The organism is Aestuariirhabdus litorea (genome assembly GCF_003864255.1).
Lineage (GTDB): Bacteria > Pseudomonadota > Gammaproteobacteria > Pseudomonadales > Aestuariirhabdaceae > Aestuariirhabdus > Aestuariirhabdus litorea.
In genome coordinates, this window is sequence record NZ_QWEZ01000002.1 from 1 (window position 1) to 24,778 (window position 24,778).

The 24,778-nt window shown below is 58.8% G+C and carries 22 protein-coding genes; 13 read left to right on the forward strand and 9 right to left on the reverse strand.

Features of this window, described 5'->3' with window-relative positions:
• Positions 1-284: 284 nt before the first annotated feature.
• Complete coding sequence (gene pssA / locus D0544_RS10090; RefSeq protein ID WP_125015947.1) at positions 285-1,118, reverse strand: CDP-diacylglycerol--serine O-phosphatidyltransferase; 834 nt, start codon at positions 1,116-1,118, stop codon at positions 285-287.
• Between the two features lie 79 nt (positions 1,119-1,197).
• Positions 1,198-2,079 carry an HTH-type transcriptional activator IlvY gene (gene ilvY / locus D0544_RS10095; protein WP_125015948.1) on the reverse strand — a complete coding sequence of 294 codons (882 nt, stop codon included), beginning with the start codon at positions 2,077-2,079 and terminating at the stop codon, positions 1,198-1,200.
• Between the two features lie 157 nt (positions 2,080-2,236).
• On the opposite strand from ilvY, the gene ilvC reads away from it, so the two are divergent.
• Positions 2,237-3,706 carry a ketol-acid reductoisomerase gene (gene ilvC, locus D0544_RS10100; RefSeq protein WP_125015949.1) on the forward strand — a complete coding sequence of 490 codons (1,470 nt, stop codon included), beginning with the start codon at positions 2,237-2,239 and terminating at the stop codon, positions 3,704-3,706.
• Positions 3,707-3,794: 88 nt separating this feature from the next.
• Here the strand turns inward: ilvC and ilvN are convergent, their stop codons facing one another.
• Both ilvN and D0544_RS10110 read right to left on the reverse strand, forming a co-directional pair.
• Positions 3,795-4,286, reverse strand: coding sequence for an acetolactate synthase small subunit (ilvN, locus tag D0544_RS10105; protein ID WP_125015950.1), 492 nt, complete (start codon positions 4,284-4,286; stop codon positions 3,795-3,797).
• Positions 4,286-6,013, reverse strand: a complete 1,728-nt coding sequence (locus D0544_RS10110) for an acetolactate synthase 3 large subunit (protein ID WP_125015951.1) — start codon at positions 6,011-6,013, stop codon at positions 4,286-4,288. Before D0544_RS10110 ends, ilvN begins: the two co-directional genes overlap by 1 nt.
• Before the next feature lie 551 nt (positions 6,014-6,564).
• Between D0544_RS10110 and D0544_RS10115 the strand changes: the two genes are divergently transcribed.
• Complete coding sequence (locus tag D0544_RS10115) at positions 6,565-7,023, forward strand: DUF4124 domain-containing protein (RefSeq protein ID WP_125015952.1); 459 nt, start codon at positions 6,565-6,567, stop codon at positions 7,021-7,023.
• An 18-nt stretch (positions 7,024-7,041) separates the two neighbouring features.
• Here the strand turns inward: D0544_RS10115 and D0544_RS10120 are convergent, their stop codons facing one another.
• The 3 genes from D0544_RS10120 to mrcB are packed head-to-tail and all read right to left on the reverse strand — an operon-like array spanning position 7,042 to position 10,198.
• Positions 7,042-7,359: a YqcC family protein gene (locus tag D0544_RS10120; RefSeq protein WP_243647313.1), complete on the reverse strand. Its 318-nt coding sequence runs from the start codon at positions 7,357-7,359 to the stop codon at positions 7,042-7,044.
• A 3-nt stretch (positions 7,360-7,362) separates the two neighbouring features.
• Complete coding sequence (locus D0544_RS10125) at positions 7,363-7,854, reverse strand: tetratricopeptide repeat protein (RefSeq protein ID WP_125015953.1); 492 nt, start codon at positions 7,852-7,854, stop codon at positions 7,363-7,365.
• A 31-nt stretch (positions 7,855-7,885) separates the two neighbouring features.
• A complete protein-coding gene (gene mrcB, locus D0544_RS10130; RefSeq protein WP_125015954.1) occupies positions 7,886-10,198 on the reverse strand; it encodes a penicillin-binding protein 1B in 2,313 nt (770 codons plus the stop codon).
• 110 nt (positions 10,199-10,308) lie between these two features.
• Between mrcB and D0544_RS10135 the strand changes: the two genes are divergently transcribed.
• The 3 genes from D0544_RS10135 to D0544_RS10145 all read left to right on the forward strand — a co-directional run bounded on the left by D0544_RS10135 (position 10,309) and on the right by D0544_RS10145 (position 13,142).
• The gene (locus D0544_RS10135; protein ID WP_125015955.1) at positions 10,309-11,868 is read left to right on the forward strand and encodes a bifunctional aminoglycoside phosphotransferase/ATP-binding protein; all 1,560 of its coding nucleotides are present in this window, start codon (positions 10,309-10,311) and stop codon (positions 11,866-11,868) included.
• A 129-nt stretch (positions 11,869-11,997) separates the two neighbouring features.
• The gene (locus D0544_RS10140) at positions 11,998-12,255 is read left to right on the forward strand and encodes a TfoX/Sxy family protein (RefSeq protein WP_125015956.1); all 258 of its coding nucleotides are present in this window, start codon (positions 11,998-12,000) and stop codon (positions 12,253-12,255) included.
• An 89-nt stretch (positions 12,256-12,344) separates the two neighbouring features.
• On the forward strand, positions 12,345-13,142 hold the full coding sequence (locus D0544_RS10145) for a cyclic nucleotide-binding domain-containing protein (protein ID WP_125015957.1): 798 nt from the start codon (positions 12,345-12,347) through the stop codon (positions 13,140-13,142).
• A 314-nt stretch (positions 13,143-13,456) separates the two neighbouring features.
• On the opposite strand, the gene D0544_RS10150 is transcribed toward D0544_RS10145, so the two are convergent.
• On the reverse strand, positions 13,457-14,425 hold the full coding sequence (locus tag D0544_RS10150) for a ChaN family lipoprotein (protein WP_125015958.1): 969 nt from the start codon (positions 14,423-14,425) through the stop codon (positions 13,457-13,459).
• Positions 14,422-15,186: a DNA/RNA nuclease SfsA gene (gene sfsA / locus D0544_RS10155; RefSeq protein WP_125015959.1), complete on the reverse strand. Its 765-nt coding sequence runs from the start codon at positions 15,184-15,186 to the stop codon at positions 14,422-14,424. Before sfsA ends, D0544_RS10150 begins: the two co-directional genes overlap by 4 nt.
• A 274-nt stretch (positions 15,187-15,460) precedes the next feature.
• Here sfsA and dksA point away from each other — a divergent pair, with 274 nt between their 5' ends.
• The 8 genes from dksA to D0544_RS10190 all read left to right on the forward strand — a co-directional run bounded on the left by dksA (position 15,461) and on the right by D0544_RS10190 (position 24,700).
• Positions 15,461-15,898 (forward strand): RNA polymerase-binding protein DksA, encoded by a 438-nt coding sequence (gene dksA, locus D0544_RS10160; RefSeq protein ID WP_125015960.1) that lies wholly within the window; start codon positions 15,461-15,463, stop codon positions 15,896-15,898.
• Positions 15,899-15,943: 45 nt separating this feature from the next.
• Entirely contained in the window at positions 15,944-16,846 is a 903-nt protein-coding gene (gene gluQRS / locus D0544_RS10165) for a tRNA glutamyl-Q(34) synthetase GluQRS (RefSeq protein ID WP_125015961.1), read from the forward strand.
• A 48-nt stretch (positions 16,847-16,894) separates the two neighbouring features.
• Complete coding sequence (locus D0544_RS17160) at positions 16,895-17,071, forward strand: hypothetical protein (RefSeq protein WP_164880902.1); 177 nt, start codon at positions 16,895-16,897, stop codon at positions 17,069-17,071.
• Positions 17,061-20,012 carry a sensor histidine kinase gene (locus D0544_RS10170; RefSeq protein WP_125015962.1) on the forward strand — a complete coding sequence of 984 codons (2,952 nt, stop codon included), beginning with the start codon at positions 17,061-17,063 and terminating at the stop codon, positions 20,010-20,012. The genes D0544_RS17160 and D0544_RS10170 overlap by 11 nt, the downstream gene beginning before the upstream one ends.
• Before the next feature lie 19 nt (positions 20,013-20,031).
• Positions 20,032-21,456, forward strand: a complete 1,425-nt coding sequence (locus tag D0544_RS10175; protein WP_125015963.1) for a sigma-54-dependent transcriptional regulator — start codon at positions 20,032-20,034, stop codon at positions 21,454-21,456.
• 743 nt (positions 21,457-22,199) lie between these two features.
• Positions 22,200-23,546, forward strand: coding sequence for a polynucleotide adenylyltransferase PcnB (gene pcnB, locus D0544_RS10180; RefSeq protein ID WP_125015964.1), 1,347 nt, complete (start codon positions 22,200-22,202; stop codon positions 23,544-23,546).
• Entirely contained in the window at positions 23,543-24,040 is a 498-nt protein-coding gene (gene folK / locus D0544_RS10185; protein ID WP_125015965.1) for a 2-amino-4-hydroxy-6-hydroxymethyldihydropteridine diphosphokinase, read from the forward strand. The genes pcnB and folK overlap by 4 nt, the downstream gene beginning before the upstream one ends.
• 3 nt (positions 24,041-24,043) lie before the next feature.
• Entirely contained in the window at positions 24,044-24,700 is a 657-nt protein-coding gene (locus D0544_RS10190) for a deoxynucleoside kinase (RefSeq protein WP_125015966.1), read from the forward strand.
• The last annotated feature ends 78 nt before the right edge of the window (positions 24,701-24,778 follow it).

The window sequence follows — 24,778 nt, forward strand, 5'->3', positions numbered from 1 at the left end:
GAAATCCCCTCTCAACGCCAGATTTCCCCCGCCTTGGCGGTGCCTTGTCGTTGAGAAGGACGCGCATTATATAGCGAGCAGCGACTTCGTCAAGCCCCTTTACTCAAACAATTTCAACCGACCCGCCACCGCAACGGAAACCACCGGGACAATAAAGATAGCCAGCCCACCAGGACCGCGCCTCCCCATCGAAAGATCGTTTCGCAATTACCACAACACTGAAAACGTTTACGCTTATATAGACAAAAGAAAAGGCGCCTTCGGCGCCTTTTCCAATGCTTATCTCAGGGTTTGCCCGTCGAAGCCGATCGACTTCGACGACCTAACCGCATAACCGCCATCACCGGCCCTGAAATCGTGTACCCCAGGAACACCACCCACAACACCCTGGGAGGGTCGTAGGCTACAACAGCAAACACCAACACCACGACCAGAATAAAAACAAAGGGCACCCTTCCTTTCAGGTCGAGGTCCTTAAAGCTATGAAAGCGGATGTTGGTCACCATCATCACGCCCGCAGCCGCGGTAACAATCATTGCCATCAAGGAGAACCAGAGCGAGTGATCACCACCGTATTCGCTGAAGGACCACACCATGCCGGCCACCACCGCCGCCGCCGCCGGGCTCGGCAGGCCGGTAAAAAAGCGCTTGTCCGCCGAACTGATCTGGGTGTTAAAACGCGCCAGCCGCAAAGCCGCCCCGGCAGCGTAAATAAAGGCCACAACCCAGCCCAGCTTTCCCAAATCCTCCAGCGCCCAGCTGTAGGCAACCACGGCGGGAGCTACTCCAAAGGAGACCATGTCGGAAAGGCTATCGTATTCCGCACCAAAGGCGCTCTGGGTATTGGTCAAGCGGGCAACACGCCCATCGAGACCATCGAGCACCATCGCTACGAAAATCGAAATGGCGGCAGGCTCGAAGGCCCCTTTCATAGCAGCGATCACCGCATAAAAACCACAAAAAAGCGCTGCCGTTGTAAACAGGTTGGGAAGCAGGTAGATCCCCCGGTGCTGAACTCGGCGACCATTTTCAGCCACCTCTTCGACATGCTCGTCAATCAGCAGGCTCTCCTGCAGATCAGCCCCATCGTCACCAGTCACTTTGCTATCATCAGTCATCGCTATCAGCGCCCACAAGAAACAGTGCCGGCATTATAAACAGCATCCCGTCAAATGTCCCCCATGGTCTCAGGAGGCCCTAGCGGCGCACACTTTCCGCAATCGACCACAACGCCTTGATGGCCGGTTTCTGTAATGACCGCCCGCGGACACAGAGTCCGATCTCGAAGGCGGGCAGTCGCGGCTCAATGGGCAGCACTTTTACCCGGTCAACCACCGGGCTGTTCTGCAATACCAGCTCCGGCACCACCCCCACACCACACCCCAGGTTCACCATGGCGACAATGGCCTCGTTTCCGGCCACGGTGGCGTAGACATTCGGCTCAATGCCCTGCTCGACAAACCAGGCATCCAGATAGGTTCTCGCCAACCCACTTTCAGCCTGCACCAGGGGCAGCTCATACCACGAAGCTCCTGCCTCCAGGCTACTTAACACCCCCCCTTCCAGCAACGGGGCGATTAACTGCAGCGGCGTTTCACTGATGGGCTGAAAATGGAAATCCGCACTCAGCTCCTCTGGCCGCGCGGCAATCACGAGATCTGCCTCCCCGCCCATCAATTTGGGCAGTGAGAGTGCGGCATCGCCGGTTCTTAAGTTGATCTCCACCCCCGGGTGGCGACGCCGGAACTCACTCAACAGCTCCGGCAAAAATCGATAGCTGGCGGTTACGGAGCAATAGATGCTCAGCTCACCACCGAGCGGACCACTTTCACCGATGCGTTCCTTGAGCTGCCACCAGCGCTCGACCACTTCACGGGCGTAACGCTGGAACTCGCGCCCCGCCGGCGTCAGCATAACCGAGCGGTTATCCCGGTAGAGAAGCGGCGCCCCCACCTCGGACTCCAGCCGCTGCACCACCCGGCTCAGAGTCGAAGGGCTCACATGGCACAGCTCACTCGCCCGGGAAAAATGCAGCGACTCGCTCAACACCAGAAACTGTTCCAACGCTACCCGATTCATCACCGCCCCCTTTATTGCAATTTATGAAACAAAGTATTTCATATAATTCATTTTACGCAATAAAGATATTTCGGTAGGGTGACGTCACCGTTGCCGCACCGGCGAGCAACACCCCCATGTCGCGCCCTTGCGGTGCTACCCACTACCGGAGAGACGAATGAACTATTTCAACACCCTGCCACTGCGCATCCAACTGGAAGAGCTCGGCAAGTGCCGCTTCATGCAACGCCACGAGTTTGACCAGGGCGTTAGCAAGATCAAAGACTGGAAGCTGGTCATCGTGGGTTGTGGTGCCCAGGGCCTGAACCAGGGCCTGAACCTGCGCGACAGTGGCCTGGATGTCTCCTACGCACTGCGTGAAGCAGCGATCACCGAGAAGCGCCAGTCCTGGAAGAACGCCAGCGAAAACGGCTTCAACGTTGGCACCTATGAAGACCTGATCCCCGCTGCAGACCTGGTCCTGAACCTGACACCCGACAAGCAGCACACCTCCGTTGTGAAGCAGGTTGTACCGCTGATGAAAAAAGGCGCCACCCTGGCCTACTCCCACGGCTTCAACATCGTTGAAGAGGGCACCAAGATCCGCGAGGACATCACTGTCGTGATGGTGGCTCCGAAGTGCCCCGGCACCGAAGTTCGCGAAGAGTACAAGCGCGGGTTTGGTGTGCCCACCCTGATCGCCGTCCACCGTGAAAACGACCCCAATGGTGACGGGCTGGAGATCGCCAAGGCATACGCTGCCGGTACCGGCGGCCATCGCGCGGGCGTACTCGAATCCTCCTTTATCGCCGAAGTAAAGTCGGACCTGGTGGGTGAGCAAACCATCCTCTGCGGCATGCTGCAAGCCGGCTCCCTGCTGTGCTTCGACCGCATGATCGAGAAGGGCATCGACGCCGGCTACGCCTCCAAGCTGATCCAGTACGGCTGGGAAGTGATCACCGAAGGCCTCAAGCTGGGCGGCATAACCAACATGATGGATCGCCTGAGCAACCCGGCCAAGATTCGCACCTTCGAGCTGGCGGAAGAGCTGAAAGAGCTGATGCGCCCGCTCTATAACAAGCACATGGATGACGTCATCAGCGGCCACTTCTCCTCCACCATGATGGCCGACTGGGCCAACGACGATGCTGACCTGCTGGCCTGGCGCGCCGCGACCCAGGACACCGCATTTGAGAACACCCCGGCGGGTGACGTTGAGATCAACGAGCAGGAGTACTACGACAATGGCATCCTCATGATCGCCATGGTCAAGGCGGGTGTTGAGCTTGCCTTTGAAGCGATGACCAGCTCCGGAATCATTGCCGAGTCAGCCTACTACGAGTCACTCCATGAGCTGCCCCTGATCGCCAACACCGTGGCGCGCAAGAAACTCTATGAAATGAACGTGGTGATCTCCGATACCGCCGAGTACGGCAACTACCTGTTCGCCAACGCCTGCGTACCACTGTTGAAGGATTTCATGCAGACTGTCGATACCGACGTAATCGGTGCCGGCCTGAAGGTCTCCAGCAACAGCGTTGACAACCGTCAGCTGGTGGATATCAACGAACGCATCCGTAGCCACGGTGTCGAAGTGATCGGCAAGCAGCTACGCGCCTACATGACCGACATGAAGCGCATCGTGTAACCCGCACGAGCAGCAACAAAAAAAGCCCGGCAATGCCGGGCTTTTTGCTATCTGTTCCAGCTCGGGAGCCGGTGGCTGCCGAGACTCACTACAGGCTCAACACCTTCTCACCGCGGGCGATACCGGAAACCCCGGTCCGCACCACCTCGACAATAATAGAGGGGCCGATCGCCTGGATGAAGGCATCCAGCTTGTCACTATCGCCGGTCAGTTGCAGCGTATAGATTGAGCTGGTGACATCCACCACCTGGCCACGAAAGATATCGGTGGTGCGCTTGACTTCGGCACGCTGTGCACCTCCCGCCTTTACCTTCACCAACATCAGCTCACGCTCAATGTGAGCCCCCTCGGTCAGGTCAACCACCTTAACCACATCAACCAGCTTGTTGAGCTGCTTGGTGATCTGCTCGATCTTCTTATCCTCCCCGACGGTGGTCAGGGTCAGGCGCGACAGCGTCGAGTCTTCCGTGGGTGCCACATTGAGGCTTTCAATGTTGTAGTTACGCTGGGCAAAAAGACCCACGATGCGAGACAGGGCACCTGGCTCGTTTTCCATCAATACAGAAATAATATGGCGCATCAGGTTCGCTCCGTCTTACTCAACCACATATCACGCATGGACCCATCCTTGATCTGCATCGGATAGACATGCTCGGAGGCATCAACCACGATATCCATAAAGACCAGCCGGTCTTTCATCGCAAAGGCTTCCTCCATCGCCGGCTTCAGGTCAGCGAGCTTTTCGACTCGCATACCGACGTGCCCATAGGCCTCGACCAGCTTTTTGAAGTCCGGCAGCGAGTCCATGTAGGAGTGGGAATACCGCCCCTCGTACTGCATCTCCTGCCACTGGCGCACCATGCCCAGCACCTGGTTGTTCAGGTTGATAATCTTTACCGGCAGGTCGTACTGCATGCAGGTGGAGAGCTCCTGAATATTCATCTGGATACTGCCCTCACCGGTGATGCAGGCCACCTCCGCATTGGGGTAATGCAGCTTGATGCCGTTAGCAGCCGGGAAACCGAAACCCATGGTGCCCAGGCCACCGGAGTTGATCCAGCGACGCGGCTTGTCAAACTTGAAGTACTGGGCGCCGAACATCTGGTGTTGACCCACATCGGAGGTGATGTAGATATCCATATCCCGGGTCACTTCGTAGAGGGTCTCCACCGCCTTTTGCGGTTTGATAATCACCCCGTCGCCCTCATCGTAGGGGAAGATTCCCTTGCTGGAGCGCCACTCGTTCACCTGCTTCCACCAGCTGGCGATCGCCTCCTTATCGGCACCGCGCTTTTCCTCCTTCAGCTGCTTCAGCATCTCGTTCAGCACGCTGTCGACCGGACCCACAATAGGAATGTCGGCCACGATATTTTTGGAGATGCTCGCCGGGTCAACATCAATATGTATCACCTTTGCGCCGGGACAAAACTTGCCAATACCGTTGGTTACCCGATCATCAAAGCGAGCCCCTACTGCCAGAATCACATCCGCGTGGTGCATCGCCAGGTTGGAAGGATAGCTGCCGTGCATACCCAGCATGCCCAGAAACTGCTCGTCAGAGCCGGGAAAGCCACCCAACCCCATGAGGGTGTTGGTGACCGGAAAATTGAGCATTCGGGCCAGCTCTGTCAGCTCCGCAGAAGCACCACCGGTCACCACACCACCGCCACTGTAGATCACCGGGCGCTTTGCACTCAGGAGCAGGTCCAGTGCCTTACGGATCTGGCCGCTGTGGCCACGGTTGGCAGGGTTGTAGGAGCGCATCTTGACCTTTTTAGGGTAGTGATACTCAAACTTTTCCGCCGGGTTGGTGATGTCCTTGGGAATATCCACCACCACAGGACCGGGTCGGCCTGTCTGGGCAATATGGAACGCTTTCTTGATGGTTTCCGGGATATCCTCGGCGCGCTTAACCAGGAAGCTGTGCTTCACGATCGGACGCGAGATACCGACCATATCGGTCTCCTGGAACATGTCCGTGCCAATGAAATCGGAGGGTACCTGGCCAGACAAAATCACCATCGGGATGGAGTCCATATAGGCCGTTGCAATACCGGTAATGGTATTGGTTGCACCCGGCCCCGAAGTGACCAGCACCACGCCTGGCTTACCGCTGGCGCGAGCGTAACCATCCGCCATATGGGTGGCCGCCTGCTCGTGCCTTACCAGGATGTGGGTGACCGCATCCTGCCTGAAAATTGCGTCGTAAACATGAAGAAGGGCTCCGCCCGGATACCCGTAAATATATTCAACCCCTTCGTCTGCAAGGGAGCGCACTACCATTTCTGCGCCAGATAAAAGCTCCACAATATTCCCCTAAAATATGTACAGACCACTACCAGGAGTGATCCTGAATAACTGAGATACATTGACTATACGGTCTACTGCAATCCGTACAAACAGGACAGAGCACACCACCACACCGGATACCGAACAACAAAAATAACAAGCCTGACCATACCGGCCATCGCTTGTCCGCTTCCGTTGTCCTGTCCCCGTAGCCAAACTACTTTGCCCTCATGGGCTTTGGGCTACTATAAAGCCAGATTGTCGATGCGCCCCGCTTGTCGCGAAACGCCACAACCCAGCGCGTGGTAACGCGTCTCGGGAGAATCCGTTGCCGAGGGTAACAGCGCCGGATCTGATGGGTCAGGACCCTGCACCCCAAACGCCAGGCTCGCGGGTGCCAGTCTTTCTCGAAGGGGCATTATTGTAACTTCACTTCTATAAGTCAACGCCGGCCCAAAACCGTGCTCAAATCACAGTGCGATACCACTTCACAGCCTTCGGCTACACAGCCTATAACCAAAGGTATATAGTAATTGCACACAAGGATATTGCCTTCGGGAAGCGCTCAGATGAAAAAAGCCTGCCTCATAATTATTTCTGTTCTCATGACCGCTAACGCTGCTCAGGCGGCCAGCTACTACAAGTGGGTCGACGAAAACGGGTTAACCCACTTTTCGGCCACTCCACCCGTCGGCATTCCCAGCATTCAGATAGAGAAAGGAATGGCTCGGCCAGCATCCGGCTCCGGGGGCTCCCCGCTCCCGGCACCGGGATTGGCGGAACCCGACTCCGACGAGACCAGTACCGAGAAACAGGCTGAGCAAGAGGGCTTTCAGGATCAGCTGGCAGAAGCCGACGAAACCCGCCAAAAGAACTGCGAGACGGCTAAACAGAACAAGATTCAGCTGACCCTGAAGAACCGCATCCGCCTGCTGCAAGAGGACGGCTCCTATCGAGTACTCTCCGATGCCGAGAAGCAGCAGGAACTACGCCAGGCCGACGAGGCGATCGACACCTACTGCAACTGAGTTTTGGTCCGGGGATCGCTAGCGGGTTAGCAACCGATCGATCTCCCCGATCAACCTGAGCAAGGCTGCGCTTTCGGCCAGCCGCCCCTTAAAATACTCCTCGGCCAACGGACGCAATTCGCTCTTTCCGGGAAGCTCGGCCTGCGCCTCGATCATGGCCCGCAACCGGGCTACAAACACCCATTGCAACCACTGGTCAAACCCCATCGTATCAATACAAAAGGGCTCCTGGCTGGCAAACGCCTCAGCCGGCGGAGGCGTCCCCTGCCACAAGCGCAGTGCCCGCATCTCCTCTTCGAGTTGTGACAGCAACAGGGTCAGTTCACTGGCGACCACAGCCTACCCCCTCATCCGGGATTGAGCCTGCTCAACCAGACGCTGCAAGCGGGCCCGCTGGGCCGCATCCTGGGTAACCGATAACCCTCGGCGGGCGAGCTGATCGGCCTGGTCGTAACGACCCTGCTGCATGCGCACCAGCGCCAGTCGATAATAGAGATCGGGATCTGTCGGCGAGATCCGCAGCGCCCGCTCCAGGGAGGCCGCTGCGGCGTCGTACTGCTCATCGTTTCGCTGCTGCTCGGACAGTGCCACCAACTGTTCCACCCCGGCCGACCGCTTGGCCGGCTTAGCCGATACAGGATCAATGTAGGCGTAGGGTTGCTCGACCGGTTCCACAGGCGCCACGGCTTCGGTGCGGGTGTCGGCTTCTACCTCCGGCACCAACCCGCGCCCCGGGTCCTGCTCGGGAACGTAATAGTACTGCGGATGGGAGGCACATCCGGCCAACATCAAGCCCCCGATAAACACACTAAAGACCTTAACGCTTGCCATCACCTTTTCCCATCTGCCGAAATCCGCTCCACTAGTCAAACCAGGAGCGGAACCAGTCTACCACAGGCCCCTGGATACGGCAGATACTACTGGATCGAGGCTCGCTGCCAACGATAAACGGCATGTAGCGTGCCCCGGAACAGCCCGCTCCGCTGCGCTTACCGCTACCCGACTCCACCCACAGATAACTCACCCCCTCTACCGGGGTAGGCTGCAGAGATTCTCGCTGCCCTTGCGCCATAAAATCACTCCACACGCGAAGGGCGCCGCTACTGCCCGTCAGACGGGTCGAGCGGTTATCGTCGCGCCCAAGCCACACCACCGCCAGCCGGTCTGCACTGTAGCCGGCAAACCAGCTATCCCTAAGGTCATTGGTGGTGCCGGTTTTCCCGGCTACGCGCATGGAGTCGGGCAAAAACTGGTAGGCCGAGCGCCCTGTTCCCTCCCGCATAACCTCCATCAGGGCGTACTGGAGCAGGTGCACCACCGCCGGCGAGAACCGCTGCTCTACCGCCAGCGGGTAGCGGCTCAGGAGAACGCCTTGATTGGTCACCACCGAACGAATCGAGCGCAGCGGCACCTCAAAGCCATTGGACGCAATGGTCTGATAGAGAGAGGCCACCTCAATGGGGGAAAGTGAGGCGGCTCCCAGCAGTAGCGCCGGATAGTCGGTAAGCGGACGGGTAACACCGAGCCGGCGTAACACCTGCTGAACCTCGGATACTCCGACCTCCATACCCAACCTCGCCGCCGCCTGGTTGTAAGAGCGTGCCAGCGCCTCGTGCAACGGCACGTGACCGTGGCTCTTACGGTCGAAATTCTGTGGCGTCCATACATCCTCCTGGGAGAGGGTCACACTGAACGGTCCATCATCGACAGGGGTAACCAGATTGTATCGATCGTACTGCTCCAGCGCCGCCAGATAGACCGCCGGTTTGATGAGGGAGCCGATCGGGCGCAGCGCGTCCAACGCCCGGTTAAAGCCGGCGAAGCCTGCTTTGCGCCCCCCCACCAGCGCCAGCACCTCCCCCGTGCCAGGCGAGGTCACCACCATCGCCCCCTGGATCTGGTCATCCTCACCTGCCACACGGGACAGGGTGCGCTGCACGCTGGCCTGGGCTCGCTGCTGAGCCAGTGGCGACAAACTGGTAAAGATTCTCAACCCCTCGGAGGTCAGGTCCTGCTCGCGATAATCCCGTTTTAATTGACGCTTCACCAGATCCAGGTACGCGGTGTAGAGATTCCCCTGACCTCCCGGGCGACTGATCACCCCCAGCGGTTTCTGTTTGGCCCGCTCACCTTCAGCCCCGGACACCTCCCCCTGCTTAACCAGCTGGTCAATCACCAGGTTGCGTCGAGCCAACGCGCGCTCGGGGTGACGGCGGGGGTCATAGTAGGAAGCCCCTTTGACCAGCCCCACCAGCAGCGCCGCTCGCTCAAGGGACAGTTCCTCCAGCGGTTGCCCAAAATAAAACTCACTGGCCAGGCCAAACCCATGAATCGCCCGCTGCCCCTGCTGCCCCAGATAGATCTCGTTGATGTAGGTTTCGAGTATCTCCTCCTTGCTGTAATGAAACTCCAGCAGGAGCGCCATCAGCGCCTCGATACCCTTGCGCCACAGTGAGCGCTCATCACTGAGGTAGAAGTTTTTGACCAGCTGCTGGGTCAGGGTGCTCCCCCCCTGGCGTACCCCGCCCGCGCCTATATTGACCACCAGCGCCCGGGCGATCGATTTCGGCGACACTCCCATATGCTCATAAAACCCTCGATCTTCCACGGCTAACAGCGCCGGGATCAGGGTCGATGGCAGCTGTTGAAGGTTCACCAGCAGCCGATCCTCATTATTGGACGGATAGATTCCCCCCATCAGCAGCGGTTCCAGGCGTGCGACCCCCAGCTCAGCGCCGGCCGTATCGCTAAGCGCTACTACCCGGCCAGCCGAAAACTCAACCACCAGGCGCTGCGAAGGCTCTGCTCCGTCGGGAAACGCAAAACCACGGGTATGAATCTCCAGGCGCTGCCCGCTACGGGCGACTTGTCCGGGCCGATTCACCCGGCCCACGGGCTGGTACCCCAGCAGCTTTATCTGTTCAAGGGCCGACTCGAGATCGATCGGAGCCCCCACATAGAACTCCAGTGGGCTGGCATACACTTTGGCTGGAATCGCCCATTTCTTACCTTCAAAGCGACTGACCACCGCTGCGTCCAGATAGGCCAGCAGGAACCCGCCCACCACACAAGCCGCCAAAAGCCCCTTGAGCAGCAGCGAACCCCAGTTTTGTTTGCGGAAAGCCGGAGATCTCCGGCGGCGCCTTGAACGGCGCTTAGAGGTGGATGTCGACATAGGCGCGGATTATACCCCAGCCAACCGCTGGAACTGCGTGCTACATTTACTATTGAAGCAAAATCGCCATAATGGTCCGTCCGATACAGAACCGACCCCGAGGAGCTGCCGTGAGCAACCCCCTGATCGAGGCGCTTTCACGCCCCTCCCTGTTTGATCATCCGGTCGACTCATTCGAGTTGATCGAGACCCATATCTCCTGGGTCCTGCTTACCGGCCCCTATGCCTACAAGATCAAAAAGCCGGTAGACTTCGGGTTTCTCAACTTCACCTCTCTTGAGGCCCGCAAGACCTACTGTGAAGCCGAGGTCGAGCTGAACCGGCGCCTGGCACCCAACATCTACGATTGTGTTCTGCCTCTTTACGGCACGGCAGAGGCCCCCTCCTTTAACCCTGGGGGCGAACCCTTCGAGTACCTGGTGCGCATGCATCAATTCCCCAAGGGGCAACTGCTCAGCCAGCTGCAGGAACGCGGTGAGCTCAGCCTTGAGCAGATCGACCAGCTGGGAAAAATCCTGGCGGACTTCCATGCCAGCATCGAGGTAGCCGCCCCCGACAGCGACTACGGCACCCCGGACCAGGTGATGGCCCCGATCAGCCAAAACTTTGAGCAGGTCCGCCCCCTGCTGGGGGAGGACACCCAGGCCCTGCGGCAACTGGAGTTACTGCAGGGCTGGGCTGAGGACAGCTTTCAGCGACTCCACCCCCTGCTGACCCAACGCAAGGAGCAGGGTTTCATCCGCGCCTGCCATGGTGATGTCCATCTGGGTAACATCACCCTCTTTAATGACCAGGTCACCCTGTTCGACTGCATCGAGTTCAACGAGTCTTTCCGCTGGACCGACACCTGCGCTGATATCGCCTTCCTGATCATGGACCTGGAAGCCCGCGGTGAGCCCCAGCTCGCCAACCACTGCCTCAATCGCTACCTTGAGATCAGTGGCGATTACCAATCCCTGGCCCTTCTCAGCTTTTACAAGGCTTACCGCGCCATGGTTCGAGCCAAGGTATCGCTGTTTATGATGCAGGGGGCTGACGAGGCGGGCCGCGAAGCGCTGCTCAGGGAGTACCACAAGTACGCTGAGCTGGCGGAGAGTTACACCTGCGTACCCTTCCGCTTTGCCGCCATCACCCATGGCCTTTCCGGCTCCGGCAAGAGCACCGCCAGCAGCAAGCTGATTGACGGGCTGCGTATTATCCGTGTGCGTTCCGATGTCGAGCGCAAGCGCCTGTTCGGACTGGCCCCAGACGCCTCCTCCGACAGCGAACTCAACGCCAACATCTATACGCCGGAGGCGAGCCAGCGTACCTACGACCACCTGACACAACTGTGCACCGAGATTCTCGGCTACGGCTTCAGCGTGGTGGTCGACGCCACCTACCTGAAACAGCAGCAACGCCAGCAGATCCATGACGCTGTCGAGGAGCTGGGGGTTCCCTTCCTTATCCTCAGCTGCGAAGCAGAACTGGATAACATCCGCCAGTGGATCAGGGAGCGCGCCGCTCAGGGGGGCGACCCCTCCGAAGCCAACCTGGATGTACTGGAGCAGCAGCTGAAAAGCAGCGAGCCCCTGACCGAGCAAGAGAGGCTTTACCGCAAACTGGTCAAAACCGACGACAAAGACAGCGTCGACTCCCTGGTTGCCCGTATACACCAGCGTTTCGAGTAACCCGGTCCCCATCCTTGCATTTGTCTCAGGTCGTCTATTATTAGTGGGTGAACCATTTCCGTTCGCCCACTTCTCCAGACCACCAGCAAACACGGCGTTATCGCCGCGTGACCAAAAGGACTGCAAGCGATGTCATCCAACCTGATCGAAATGAAGAACCTGGGTAAGACCTCGGTTCAATGGCTCAATGCGGTGGGGATCCGCGATAAGGAAAAACTGCAGGAGGTCGGCTCGGTTGAAGCCTACCGAAAGATCAAAACCCGCGGCTTTAAAGTATCCAAAGTCCTTCTCTATGCCCTCGAAGGGGCGCTGATCAACGCCCACTGGAATAAGCTTGACCCCTCCCTTAAGGAACGCCTGGTCGAGCAGGCTGAGGACAACGGGTAAAAAATAGGACGCAGTCGACAGACTGTCTCTTTAACTTACCCGGCAATTGGCCTATCGTTGACCGTTGAATTGTACTTCGGAAGCTTGATATGTACCTGCTGGGTGAACATCCTCCTTATATTGACAGCCTGATCGAGAGCCTTCAGGCCCTCCCTGCCCAGATGCTTGATGGCCTCGAGCCGGTCGACCAGCCCATCGAACTCAGCGGCATTGATAACCTTTACCAGCAATACAGCAGTGACCGGCTCTATTATGTCCAGCAGGGTGTTGTGCACGTCGAAATTGAGGGACGCGCGCTCTTCTACCTGCAAGACGGCGATCTGGCGGGCTTACGCCAGGGGCTGGGGCTTCCCCCCAGCACCTACTCCATTGGCCACAGTGCCGTACTCATACCCTACGACCGCCAGCAGGCCTTCCGACATATCCATCAGGATGAGGAGCGCCAGCAACTGTTCACCCGCTATATCCTCGGCCATGCAGCGCTGTTTGCCGACGCCCTGGCCCGCAACAGCCAGGTCAAAGCCCACCCGGCCACCGGCTTTATGCATGTTCGCAAGGGGGAGGCGATCATCCGCGAGGGTGAGGTGGCTGACCACGTTTACATCATTATGACCGGCCACGCCGAGGCCTTCGTCGAGGGGGTCAAGGTGGGAGAGGTCTATAAAGACGAAGTGTTTGGTGCAATGGCCGTGTTCACTGGTGAAAAACGAAGCGCCTCCGTGGTCGCCAGCGAAAACTCCACCGTTATGACCGTCCCCAAGGACCAGTTTGTCGACCTGATGCAGACCCACCCAAGAATCTGCTCCACTCTCATAGAGAACATGGCCCGGACCATCACCTCCCTCAATAAAAAATTGTTGGAGTGTGAGACCTGTCGCAAGCCCTGATCACTCCCACGGGAGAAGAAAGCCTACTTCCACTTGACCCGGAAGATGAGAATGATTATTATTTGCATAGGTTGTCGCAGGGCAACTCGATAAGCTGAACAGGACAGTCTAGCAATCCTGCTCGGGTTATCTCCTCATCAGGCTAATCACGGTTTGCCCCTCTCTAACGAGAGGGGTTTTTTTATGTACAGGATGTACGGTAGATCGCGAGAGCCAGGGACGGCGGTAGCGATCAGACGGATGAGCCTGGTCGCGAGAGCCAGGGACGGCGGTAGCGGTCAGACGGATGGGCCAGGTCGCAGCGCCATCCCCCCCTAACTGCCCCCGGAGTGTTTGGCCCAGTCAGCACAATAGTCGGGCCGGGGCATCTGGGGGGTAAACCAGAGATAGTCATACACCCCTTGATGGTTCAGGAGCGCCTTATCAAGGCCGCCATCAGCCTCCTCCGTCAGCTCAATCATGGCCAGCGTGGCAAGCTTGGCGTCCGGCTCCTGACGTAACAGATAGAGGGGCACCCCGAGATCCCGACGAATGTGGTAACCACCGGCCACCAGAACCGATACCCGTGGCAGCCCCGCCATCGCCTGCGCCATACTGAGGTCACGATTCTGCTGAACACGGACCATCGCCTTCAAATGCCCGCCTTCGGCTTGGCCGCAGTGGGATTCAATGATCTGCGCCTCCAGTTCCTTCTGTACCCGCTCCTGCTGATCGGGCCCCAGCAGGGCAGCCACCTCCTCTCCCTGACCATAGATCTCACGGATCCGGGCTCGATCCAGGTTACCGGCCCGCAGAGGCACTCCTTGAGACAGCGCCAGCTGCATCATTGGTCCGTAAAAGGGCCAGTCCCACCCTTTCACCTCGTCCCAGCGCAACGCCGCTTTCAGATCCGACAACCCGGGGTCCTGCAACTGGGCTGCACGGTCAACCAGAGACTGCTGCTCCTGCTTGAGCATCTCCATGGTGAGCGCCCCCAGCCGCTGCTGCTGCTGCAGCCGGTAGAGCAGATACCATTGAATACGGTGATGGTCGGGGTTGTCGTGCTTCTCTCCCAGCATGAGGTAATCATCCTGCGCAACCGCCTCCACCAGCTCATCCACCGAGATCCACTGCATCCGCGGGTAAGACCAGATACGCCCCAAAGCCGGTGCGTCTCTATTCAAGGGCGCCTGCCATTGCTGAAGTTCTGCTGCTTCCCTGACCTCTATAGAGGGCTGCACAGCACAACCTGCAAGAGCAGCCAGGAGAACCGCACCAAGGGCGGCCAGCCACACACTTTTCATACCGTTTCCAGCTCCTTTATATTTGTTGGCTTCAGTGCGAAGGGCAAACGCCCTGTCAGGCCGATCGACACCGGACTCACCTCAGCCCCATAAGCGATCACTTCAACCCCCGCCTCCACGGCCAGCCGCAGAGTGTTGGCATACTCGGGGTCGATCATCGACGCCGGCGCCACCTTATCGATGGCCGTATGGGGTACCACAAACAACAAAACCGCCCGTCCCCCGGCGGCAACCACCGCCATCAACTCACGCAGATGTTTACTGCCACGGGCCGTGACGGCGTCGGGAAAAAGCCCAAGCCCTCCCCCCACGGCCAGAGTGACACTTTTCACTTCAACATAGCAGTCGGGTCGCCCTTCGGCCTGTAGCAAAAGATCGATACGGCTTCGCTCCTCGCCATAGGCAACCTCCCGGCGAATCTTGCTGTACCCCCTCAACTCCGCCAACACCCCCGATTCAATTGCCTCATGCGCGATCTGGTTGGGGCGAGCGGTATTGATACAGGCCACCCCCTCTATCGAACCCTCCCCCAGCTCCGTTTCGGAAGTCTCCACCAACTCCCAGGTATGGGGGTACTTGCGCTTGCTATTGCCGGAGTCCCAGAACCAGACCCGACTACCCGGGAGAGCGCAGTTTTTCATCGAGCCGGTGTTGGGGCAGTGAAGGGTCAGGCAGTCCCCCGCCGCGGTCTCGATATCAGCCAGGAAACGCTTGTAGCGGCGCACAAGGCGCCCTTCCAGCAAGGGGGGGGAGTAGATCATGGAACCGCCAAATTCATAGGCCGGGCCATCTGTGGATGGCCCCCACAGGGTTAATCGGCAACCTTAGCCCCCCATTAAACCGATGAATTTGTGAGAATTCACGCAGATTCTGACCCACCGTCAACGAAGCGGTGATTTTTTTATTAATTTTCTAGCGCAGCGACCACTGTTCTGGTAGTTTCTCCGCTCTTGCGAGTAGATGGATTCTACGTGACCGATCCACTGGGTGGGCCCATCTGCGATAAAGATATCTATTTCTGTAGAGGCTGAGAGTATGCCAGCACAAAAAAACACCACCAACCTGATTCGTAGCTTCGTCCCTTATAAAGAGAAGAAGGGCGAAGAGTATATGAATGAGGCCCAGGTTGCCCACTTCACCCAGATTCTCAACAACTGGAAACTGGAGCTGATGGAGGAGGTGGATCGCACGGTTAACCATATGCAGGATGAAGCCGCCAACTTCCCTGACCCTGCTGACAGGGCAAGCCAGGAGGAGGAGTTCAGCCTCGAGCTACGCACCCGCGACCGCGAGCGTAAATTGATCAAAAAGATTGAGAAAACCCTGCAACGCATCGAAGATGACGACTACGGCTACTGCGACTCCTGCGGTGTCGAGATCGGCATTCGTCGCCTGGAAGCGCGCCCAACCGCGACCCTCTGCATCGACTGCAAAACCCTTGCTGAGATCAAGGAAAAGCAGCTGGGTACCTGATGTATGCCCGGAGCCGCTCACACCTGAGGGCGGCTCTATCCAGCTATGGCTGATCCCTCCTACATCGGGCGCTTTGCCCCCTCCCCCACCGGCCCCCTTCACTTCGGCTCCTTGCTTGCCGCGCTAGCCAGCTATCTGGATGCACGCGCCGAGGGCGGACAGTGGCTACTGCGTATCGATGACATCGACCCCCTGCGGGAACAGGCCGGGGCCAGCGATGCAATCCAGCGAACCCTGGAGCACTTTGGCCTGACCTGGGATGGAAGCACTCACTTCCAGTCCCGACACCTTGAGCGCTTCCGCGACCTCTGCGACCAGCTACAACAGGCTCACCAGGCTTACCCCTGTAACTGCTCACGCAAAAAACTGGCGGCCTATGGTGGCCGCTATCCCGGGTTTTGCCGACAAGGCCCCTCGGGGAGCGGCGACTTCGCGATCCGGGTGTGGTGCGACCATAACCCGGTCGAGTTTACCGACCGGATCCAGGGACACCAGCACTACGACCTCGCCCAGGATCCAGGGGATTACATTATCTGGCGCCGCGACAATTTGGTCGCTTACCAACTGGCGGCCGCTGCTGACGACGCCTGGCAGGAGGTCAACCAGGTCGTCCGTGGCGTTGACCTGATCGACTCAACACCCCGCCAGCTTCACCTCCAGGCGCTGCTTGGCTTCCCCCCCGCGACCTACGCTCATATTCCCGTGGTGGTCAACGACAACGGACAAAAGCTCAGCAAGCAGAACCTGGCCCGGCCGCTCCCAGAGGATGACCCTCGCCCGGCCCTGGTGGCAGCACTGGAGCTATTGGGCCAGCATCCCCCCTCTGAGCTGCGGGAAAGCGCCCTGGATGACCTGTTGGGGTGGGGGATCGCCCACTGGTCGTTGGCGCAGGTTCCGCGCCGCATCGCGCTATCAGCCTCCACGCTGGAGTTGCCCTTTGATGTTTAACCACAGCTTGAGTACCATCGGTCCCACCCTGGACACCAGAGGCCTGTTATGTACATCTACCGACTGGTAACCCTGCTGGTTATAGGCATCTACCTGTTCTCCCCCGCGATCATGGATTGGTGGATACGCTCATCCGTCGACTGGTATGCCCCCTGGGTTCTGTGGCTGATCCTGATCATTGTCTGCCTGCTTCTGCAGCAGCAGCGGAGCTCCGATGAGCTTTGAACTCAGCACCCTGTTACTGGTCACCCTCGGCTATCTCGCCTGCCTCTTCCTGGCGGCCTGGGTCACCGAACGCGGGCTGATCCCCAGCCGTCTGGTTCGCCACCCATTAACCTATGTGCTGTCACTGGGGGTATACGCAAGCGCCTGGGCGATCTACGGCTCCGTCGGTTTTGCGCACCATTACGGCATGGTGTTCCTCGCGTATTACCTGGGAATCTGCGGCGCCTTCTTTCTGGCGCCGGTACTGCTGGCCCCCATTCTTAAAATCACACGCACTTACCAGCTGGGCTCGCTGGCCGACCTCTTTGCTTTCCGCTTCCGCAGTTCCTGGGCTGGAACCCTCAGTACTGCCCTCATGGTGATCGCCATCTTGCCGCTGCTGGCCCTGCAGATACAGGCCGTAGCCGATGCCGTGCAACTGCTGACCCACCACCGTTCCCCGGAGGCGCTGGCCCTCGGTTTCTGCCTGCTGATGATCCTCTTCTCCATCCTGTTCGGGGCCCGTCATACCTCTTCTCGCGAGCGCCACGAAGGGCTGGTCTTCGCCATCGCCTTCGAATCAGTGGTTAAACTGGTGGCCATGGTGGCCCTCAGCCTGCTGGCGGTGTACCAGTTTTTTGATGGCCCGGAGGGGCTTGAGCGCTGGCTGGAGTCGAACCAGTCACTGATGCCCGCCCTTGAGTACTCTCTCGAGGGGGGACCCTGGCGCACCCTCCTGCTGGTGTTTTTCGCCTCTGCCGTCACCATGCCCCACATGTTCCACATGATCTTTACGGAAAACCTCAACCGCCGCGCCCTGCTTAGCGCCAGCTGGGGTATGCCCCTGTTTCTGCTGGTGCTGAGCCTTTGTGTCATCCCCATCCTGGCCAGCGGCCTTTTTCTCAACGCCCCGACCAACCCGGAGTACTTCACCCTCGGCATTGGCATCGGTGCTGAAAGCCCGCTGATGAGCCTGCTGGCTTACATCGCAGGACTCTCCGCCTCCAGCGGACTGATTATCGTCACCACCCTGGCGTTATCGGCGATGGTGCTCAACCATCTGGTGTTGCCCTTCTACCAACCCAGCGCCAAAGGCAACATCTACAGCTGGCTGGGGTGGACCCGTCGCATTCTCATCAGCACCATCATCCTGGCCAGTTACGGCTTTTATCACCTGCTGCAATCCAACCAGGATCTCTCCAACCTGGCGGTGGTCGCCTTCGTCGGCACCCTGCAGTTCCTGCCCGGTATCCTGGCCACCCTCTACTGGCCCACCGCCAACCGCCAAGGCTTCATAGCAGGCTTGCTGGCAGGCGGACTGGTGTGGACCCTGGCCATGCTGATTCCGCTGATTACCGGCTGGCAGCAGATCACGCTGCCCCTTTTCGATTACCCCCTCGCGATCGATGGCGACACCTGGAACACTGCTGCCATCCTTTCCCTGAGCCTCAACAGCCTGGTCTTTATCGTAATTTCCATGCTCACCCGCAGCTCGGCCGAAGAGATCAGCGCCGCCTCCGCCTGCGCCGTGGATGCCATGAACCGACCCCAACGCCGCGAGCTGAGTATTCAGACCCCGCAGGAGTTCCAGCAGCAGCTGGGTAAACCCCTCGGGGCAAGAATTGCCCAACGCGAGGTCAACCAGGCTTTGCGGGATCTGGGGTTGGGCTACAACGAAAAGCGCCCCTACGCACTGCGACGCCTGCGTGACCGTATCCAGGCCAACCTTTCAGGCCTGATGGGGCCCAGCGTTGCCCAGGAGATCGTCGACAACTTCCTCCCCTATAAGGAGGGGGTCGCCGGTTACATCACCGAAGATATCCACTTTATGGAGAGTCGGCTCGAGGACTACCACCACCAACTCAGCGGTATGGCTGCGGAGCTTGACGGCTTGCGACGTTACCACCGGGAAACCCTCAAAAGCCTACCGATGGCAGTCTGCTCGCTGGGAGAGGATCAGGAGATCCTGATGTGGAACCGGGTAATGGAACAGATCACCGGCATCGAGTCCAGCGAGATCATTGGTTCCCGCCTGGGAGATATCCCGCCCCCCTGGCGCGAGCTGTTGCAAGGCTTTGTGGAGGACAGCGCCCCCCACCTCTACAAGCAGCAGGTCGACATACTGGGGGAACAGCGCTGGATCAGTCTGCACAAAGCCGCCATCAGCGCGACCCAGACACTGCGCAGCGGCACCATTGTGTTGCTGGAGGACCTAACCGACACCAAGTTGTTGGAGGAGAAGCTGGTTCACAGCGAGCGTCTGGCCTCCATCGGCCGCCTGGCCGCAGGGGTCGCCCACGAGATCGGCAACCCGATTACCGGTATCGCCTGCCTGGCCCAGGAGATGCGCGAAGAGGCCGACAACGAGGAGTTCCGTGACATGGCACAACAGGTGCTGGGGCAAACCCAGCGCGTCACCCGCATCGTGCAATCACTGGTCAACTTTTCCCACAGTGGCACCAACCACCAGCAAAATGCGCCTGCCGATCCGGTCAATATGCGAGTCACGGTCAATGAGGCGATCGACCTGCTCTCCCTCAGCCGCAAGGAGCAAGGGATCCGCTACAACAACCAGATCGAGGCTCAGCTGACCGCCAGCGGTGACAGCCAGCGCCTATTGCAGGTGTTCGTCAATCTGCTCAGCAACGCCCGCGATGCTTCTCCGCCCAACAGTGAAATCACCATTAGCTGCGGCGCAAGTGAGCACACACTGACTCTTTCCGTATCTGACCAGGGAAGCGGTATCCCGGAAGGGATCCGAGACACCCTGTTTGAACCCTTTGTCACCACCAAGGACCCCGGCAAGGGCACCGGACTGGGTTTGGCTTTGGTATACAGTATTATTGAAGAACATTTTGGTAAGATAGAAGTGGTCAGTCCAACCGAAAGCGGTCGCGGCACCTGTATTCAGGTGACCCTGCCACGATACCAGCAGACCATAGTCTCCCCTGAGTCCCACTAATAGAGCATACAGGTTTTCCATGCAGCCAATCCTGATCGTCGAAGATGAACCCATCATTCGCTCTGCCCTGCGTCGCCTTTTGGAACGGAATGACTATCAGGTTCGCGAGGCCGGTTCGGTTCAGGAGGCACTGCAGAACAATAACCTACAGGAGCTGTCCCTGATCATCAGTGACCTGCGCTTGCCGGGTGAACCCGGTACCGACATGATCAAACACGCCAACGGGACGCCAGTGTTGATCATGACCAGCTACGCCAGCCTTCGCTCTGCAGTAGACTCCATGAAAATGGGGGCAGTCGACTACATCGCCAAGCCCTTCGACCACGAGGAGATGCTGCAAGCCGTCAAGCGCATCACCCTTGGACACCAGGACCGAACCAGCAACCCGTCGCAGTCGGCCGGTAGCGATAGCGAAGCGCCTACCCAGGGTAACGAAATCATCGGCCAGTGCCCCCCCATGCTGGAACTGTTTAAACGCATCAGCAAGGTCGCCCCCACCGATACCACCGTGCTGATTCTGGGCGAGTCGGGTACGGGCAAGGAGCTGGTTGCCCGGGCGCTGCACCGTGAAAGCCGACGCACTGACGCGCCCCTGATCTCCGTAAACTGCGCAGCGATTCCCGAGACACTGATTGAGTCCGAACTGTTCGGTCATGAAAAGGGGGCCTTTACCGGCGCCACCAACGCTCGTAACGGTCTGGTGGAGGCGGCTGACGGGGGCACCCTGTTCCTGGACGAGATAGGAGAGCTCCCCCTCGAAGCCCAGGCCCGTCTGTTACGGGTCCTGCAGGAGGGTGAAATTCGCAGGGTAGGCTCGGTGCAAAGCCACAAAGTTAATGTGCGGCTGATCGCAGCTACCCACCGCAACCTCAAGGCGCTGGCCAAAACCGGTGAGTTCCGGGAAGACCTCTACTACCGCCTCAATGTGATGCAGCTGCAGCTACCCGCGCTGCGGGAGCGGGGCAGCGATGTCATTGAGATCGCCCAGAAACTGCTGCAGCGAACCTGCGAAAAGCTTGGCAAGGAGCCCCACTTCTTTAGCCCCGAGTCCCTGCAGGCGATCGCCGGCTATCATTGGCCTGGTAACGTGAGGGAGCTGGAAAATGCGGTGGAGCGAGCGGTAATTCTGGCGGAAAACGGTATCATCAGCCATGACCTGCTGGACATCGAGTTTGAAGCTCCTGCCTCCGACCGCAGCCTCCCTCGCTCGGGCGGTATCGATGACGAATTGCCCCTCGGGAGCGAGATCGCGGCGCCACAGGCAAGTGTTGCCCAGGAGGAGCTGTCGCTGGAGGATTATTTCCAGCATTTCGTGCTTGAGCATCAGGATAAGATGACCGAGACCGAACTGGCACAGAAGCTGGGGATCAGCCGTAAATGCCTGTGGGAGCGTCGCCAACGGCTCGGCATCCCCCGTAAGAAGAGCAGCACCACCAGCCACTAACCACCCAGTAGGGCAGGCTTTCACTCGGCCAGCCCTCTTTACCCAGCCCATGCCCCACCTCCGGCGGTAACCCCCGCAACCCACCGACTGTTACCGTCCGTCCGCAGCAAACTGTTACCCCCGCCAGATGGAGGTAACACCTTAGCCGGCCCGGGGTACACCATCGGTAACACTTTTGGGTTTCTTCCCCCTCAAATCCCCACACAAAAAACAGAGAAATACGCAAAGTATTGTTTTTAAAGGTTTTTATAAAACTGGCACAGGACCTGCTCTAGTAAGCGCACAATAAAAATAAAAACCCATAACAATAAGAACAACAGAACGCCCGCATAATAAAAATAACAGGGGTAGAGCAAACTGATTTTTTTGGAGAGGGGCCTTTTTAGTGGCCAGATGAGCACTCTGCGGAGTGGCCGGATAATAAAAAGATCGCGCAAGCGAGGATAATACCGGCAGGCAAAACATGCTTCTCAACAACTGCCTCACCCAGCTTCCAAAAGAATCCGCTTGCTGCTTGCAGGCCGTTTGGGCCTCATACACCCGGGAGGGTGGATTCAACATAATAAGAATAAAAACGACAACAAGAACAACAGCAAAGCATTTTTATACAAGGAGGGCCCTGCCCTCCTTTTGCTTTACTGACGCGTCGAAATTATCCTGAAACACTGAAATGCCGCGACCTCAGTGGTATGATTGCCCACCAATACAACGATTGTCCCACTTTTCAGGAACCCATCCCCACGATGTTAAAACGGCTGTTTCGCAAACTGCGCCCGTCGCCGTCCGGCATTGCCATGCCCACCCAAACCCTGATCCCCCGAGACCACCACACCGTTAGCCGTAAACGGATCAGCGATAATGCCCTCAAGGTGCTTCGCCGCCTGCAGGAGGGCGGGTTCGATGCCTTTTTGGTGGGTGGCTGCATTCGCGATATCTTGCTGGGTCACCACCCCAAGGATTTTGATGTTGCCACCAACGCGACCCCGGAACAGGTCCGCGGCCTGTTCCGCAACTCGCGCCTGATCGGCCGACGCTTCAAACTGGTGCATGTGCAGTTTGGGCGCGAAATCATCGAGGTGGCCACCTTCCGTGCCGACCACAGCGCCGCCACCGGCCGCAAGGACAAATCCCGGGTTGCCGACAGCGGACGCATCCTGCGGGACAACGTCTACGGCACCATCGAGCAGGACGCGATCCGGCGGGATTTCACCATGAACGCGCTTTACTACACCTCGGAAGATTTCAGCATCCGCGACTTCACGGATGGGCTGCGCGATATCAAGCAACGCAAGATCCGCCTTATCGGCGACCCCACCACCCGCTACCAGGAGGACCCGGTGCGTATGCTGCGGGCCGTGCGCTTCGCGGCCAAGCTCGATTTTACGATTGAAAAGCAGACGGCCGCCCCCATCCGCCCCCTCGCACACCTGCTGGGCGAGGTACCTGCCGCCCGCATGTTCGACGAAATCCTGAAGCTATTGCAGGCGGGTCGGGGGCACCGTACCTTCACCCTAATGCAGGAGTATCACCTGCTCGAGCCCCTGTTTCCCGCCACCCATCGCGCACTGACGGAGGACAGCTTCTATCAGCGCATGATCGAGTCGGCCCTGCACAACACCGACGAGCGCCTGCGCCAAAGGAAGCCGGTCACCCCTGCCTTCCTGTTTGCAGCGCTGCTATGGGGTCCCCTGCAAGCCTGTCGCAAGGAGATCGAAGCCCAGGGCATACCGCCGATTCCAGCCCTGCAGCAGGCCATTCAGGTGGTGATTAACAACCAGTCCAACCACACCACCATCCCCAAGCGGTTTGGTATCCCGATGCGAGAGATCTGGGAACTACAGGATCGACTGCCCCGCCGCCAGGGCAAGCGTGCCGAGCAGCTGATGGAGCATCCGCGCTTCCGTGCCGCCTACGATTTCATGCTGTTGCGCTGCGAAGCGGGCGAGAGCGAACTCAAGGAGCTGTGTGACTGGTGGACCCACTACCAAACTCTGGAGGAGGGTGACCGCCGCACGCTTTCGCAGCAGATTGCTCCGCAAAAGCGTTCGCGCCCCCGCCGCCGTCGACGCAAGCCTGCTAACCCCTCATGATTCGCTGCTACCTGGGACTGGGAAGCAACCTGGCCGCACCGCAGCAGCAGCTGCAAGCAGCCGTTAACGCCCTGTCCCGGTTACCCCAGAGCCGCTGGTGCGGTAGCTCCAGCCAGTATGGGAGCCGGGCTGTCGGCCCCGAGCAGCCCGACTACCTCAATTTGGTCGCTGCCCTGGACACCCGACTCTCCCCCCTCGTATTACTGGATGCCCTGCAAACGATCGAGCAGGAGCAGGGGCGCGAGCGCAAGGAGCGCTGGGGTCCCCGCACCCTCGACATTGACCTGCTACTCTACGGCAACCAGTCGATCGACCTGCCCCGCCTTAAAGTCCCTCACCCCGAGATGCACTGGCGGGATTTTGTGCTGGTGCCGTTGCAAGAACTCGCCCCCGACAGTCAACTGCCAACGGGTGAGTCCCTCGCCCCCTTACTAGCAACCTGCGTGGACACCCACCTTACCCGGGTGGGACCGCCATTAACTCCCACGGACTGACCTGTGAGCCTGAGCCAACCACCCCGTCACCGTTTTATCGCCGTTGAGGGTCCCATCGGGGTCGGTAAAACCACCCTGGCCCGTCGTCTGGCCGAAAGTTTTGAATACGCCCCCCTGCTGGAATCGGTGGAGCACAACCCCTTCCTCGAGCGTTTTTACCGGAACCCGCGTCAGGGCGCCTTCGCCGCCCAGCTCTACTTCCTCTTCCAGCGCACTCAACAGATCCAGGAGCTGCGCCAGAACGACCTCTTCAGCCCCGCCTGGGTGGCCGACTTCCTGATGGATAAGGACCGCCTTTTCGCACGCCTGACCCTCGATGCAGACGAGCTCGATCTCTACAACAAGGCCTACGAACTGCAAACCCTGGATATCCCCCAGCCCGATCTGGTGATCTACCTGCAGGCTCCCACCCAGGTGCTGCAGCAGCGCATCCACCGACGCGGGGTCGCCGCCGAACAGCAGATCAGCGACCGTTACCTGCAAAGTATCAACGATGCCTACACCGAGTTCTTCTATTACTACGATGAGGCCCCGCTGTTGATCATCAACGCCAGCGATATCGACCTGGTCAATAATGAAGCGGACTACAACCAGTTGCTGCTGCAGATCAACAGCATCGGTAGTGGCCGCCACTACTTCAACCCCGGCCACCAGCCCTGACAGGCGGCCTGAGGCGCGGGCGCAGATATGGGATTTAAGGCGATTTTGCGTATAATCGCTGCTTCATTCGCAGTATTG